The sequence below is a fragment of the Streptomyces sp. genome, from assembly GCF_031178505.1.
GTDB classification, from domain to species: Bacteria; Actinomycetota; Actinomycetes; order Streptomycetales; family Streptomycetaceae; genus Streptomyces; species Streptomyces gulbargensis.
The window spans coordinates 1-2,234 of the sequence record NZ_JAPSIW010000950.1 but is presented as its reverse complement, the minus strand read 5'-3'; the positions used below and the strand labels follow the sequence as shown (position 1 = coordinate 2,234).

The following is a 2,234-nucleotide window of genomic DNA, read 5'->3' as shown; positions in this document are numbered from 1 at the left end:
CTCCCCGCACCCCGAGCCCCACCCTTCGGTAGGGCCAGGCCCACCCTCCTTCCACCCCCCACGCCCATGGCCCCCGCCTCCCGCCGCCGCCTAGCGTGGGCGCCCATGGAGATCCGTACCCTCTGGCAGGCGATCACCCGGCCCCGCTACCTCCTCGGGCCGTGGCCCTGGCGGGCCGCCGCCTATCTCGGGAGCGGAGCGCTCGTCGGGGCCGCCGCCTGTCTGGTGCTCGCCGTGCTCGTCCTCGGCTCGCTGCTCCTGGTGGGCCTGCCCTTCCTGCTGCTCGCCGGTGTCGCCGTCGGTGCCCTGGAGCGCCGGCGCCTGCGGCTCGCCGAGCTCGCGCCCGTCCGCGACCCGCACCGGCTGCCGGAAGCGCCCGGCCTCGCCGCCTGGCTGCGGCGGCGGGCGGGGGAGCGGGCCACCTGGCGGGAGCTCGCGTACGCCCTGCTCCTCGCCACCGTCCTGTGGCCGCTGGACCTCCTCGCGCTCGCCGTCGGGCTCGGCCTGCCCGCCGTCCTCCTCACCACCCCGCTCCAGCTGGCCGCCGACGGCCACGAGACCAAGGTCGTCAAGGTCTACCTGGTCACCTCCTACCCGGAGGCCTTCGTCGCGGCCGCCCTCGGCGCCGTCCTCCTGGCGCTCCTCACCTACCCGCTCGGCGCGGTCGCCGGGGCCCGCGCCGCCCTCGCCCGGGTCCTGCTCGCCCCCCGCGCGTCCGCCCCGGAGGGTGCGATCGGGGAGGTCATCGCCTCCCGGGCCCGGCTCGTCGACGCCTTCGAGGCCGAGCGCCGCCGCATCGAGCGCGACCTCCACGACGGGGCGCAGCAGCGTCTCGTCGCCCTCACCATGACCCTCGGGCTCGCCCGGCTCGACGCCCCGGCCGGCCCGCTCGCCGACCAGCTCGCCCGCGCCCACGAGCAGGCCGGACAGGTCCTGGCGGAGCTGCGCGAGCTGATCCACGGCATCCGGCCGCAGGTCCTCACCGACTACGGGCTCGGCGCGGCCCTCGCCGACGCCGCCGACCGCTCCGCCGTTCCGGTCGGCACCGACCTGGATCTGCCCCGGCTGCCGGAGGCCGTGGAGAGCGCCGGGTACTTCGCCGGCTGCGAGGCCCTCGCCAACGTCGCCCGCCACAGCGGCGCCACCCGGGCCCGGCTCACCGCCCGTCTCCTCGGCGGGACGCTGCGCCTGGAGGTCGAGGACGACGGCCGCGGCGGCGCCGACCCGGCCCGCGGCTCAGGGCTCACCGGGCTCGCGGACCGGCTCGCCGTCCTCGATGGCACACTGACGATCACCAGCCCGCCCGGCGGGCCGACCCTGCTACGAGCGGAGATCCCGTGCCCGACCGTCCCCTGCGCGTCGTCCTCGCCGAGGACGGTGTCCTCCTCCGGGAGGGACTGATCGGGCTCCTCGCCCGGTTCGGCCACGAGGTCGTCGCCGCGGTCGGGGACGCCGACGCCCTGCGCGAGGCCGTCGCCGCGCACGACCCGGACATCGTGGTGACCGACGTACGGATGCCGCCGGGCTTCCAGGACGAGGGGCTGCGCGCGGCGGTCGCCCTGCGCGCCGAGCGGCCCGCGCTGCCGGTCCTCGTCCTCAGCCAGTACGTGCAGCGCAGCTACGCCGCCGACCTCCTCGACACCGGTGAGGGCACCGGCGTCGGCTACCTCCTGAAGGACCGGGTGGGACAGGTCGAGGAGTTCGTGGAGGCCCTCGCCCGGGTCGCCGCCGGGGGCACGGTCGTCGACCCGGAGGTCGTACGGCAGCTGCTGCGCCGGCATCGCGATCCGCTGGAGGCGCTGACCCCGCGCGAGCGCGAAGTCCTGGGGCTGGTCGCCGAGGGGCACTCCAACGCGGAGATCGCCCGGCGCCTGGTGGTGACCGAGGCGGCCGTCGGCAAGCACATCGGCAACATCCTGGCCAAGCTGCACCTGCCCCCGGCCGAGGACACCCACCGCCGGGTCCTCGCCGTCCTCACCTACCTGCGGGCGTGAACCGGCCGGGAGCCGGACCCCGGCACCGTACCCGTGACACGAAGAAGCCCCCCGCTTCCGCGAGGGGCTTCTTCCGTCGGTGCGCCGCCAGGGACTCGAACCCCGGACCCGCTGATTAAGAGTCAGCTGCTCTAACCAACTGAGCTAGCGGCGCCTGCTGACGAAGAAAATACTACCTGCTCCCGAGGGGTGCTTCCGACCACCCCGCGGGGCCCGTCCGGGGTGCGCCCCGGACGGGCC

At 76.3% G+C, this 2,234-nt stretch carries 2 protein-coding genes and 1 tRNA gene; 2 read left to right on the top strand and 1 reads right to left on the bottom strand.

The window, feature by feature from the left end:
* Nucleotides 1–105 precede the first annotated feature (105 nt).
* Nucleotides 106–1,401: a sensor domain-containing protein gene (locus RIF68_RS34925; RefSeq protein ID WP_309055554.1), complete on the top strand. Its 1,296-nt coding sequence runs from the start codon at nucleotides 106–108 to the stop codon at nucleotides 1,399–1,401.
* On the top strand, nucleotides 1,338–1,994 hold the full coding sequence (locus RIF68_RS34920; protein ID WP_309055552.1) for a response regulator transcription factor: 657 nt from the start codon (nucleotides 1,338–1,340) through the stop codon (nucleotides 1,992–1,994). Before RIF68_RS34925 ends, RIF68_RS34920 begins: the two co-directional genes overlap by 64 nt.
* 80 nt (nucleotides 1,995–2,074) lie before the next feature.
* Here RIF68_RS34920 and RIF68_RS34915 read toward each other — a convergent pair.
* Nucleotides 2,075–2,148 (bottom strand) — tRNA-Lys (locus tag RIF68_RS34915).
* Nucleotides 2,149–2,234 lie beyond the last annotated feature (86 nt).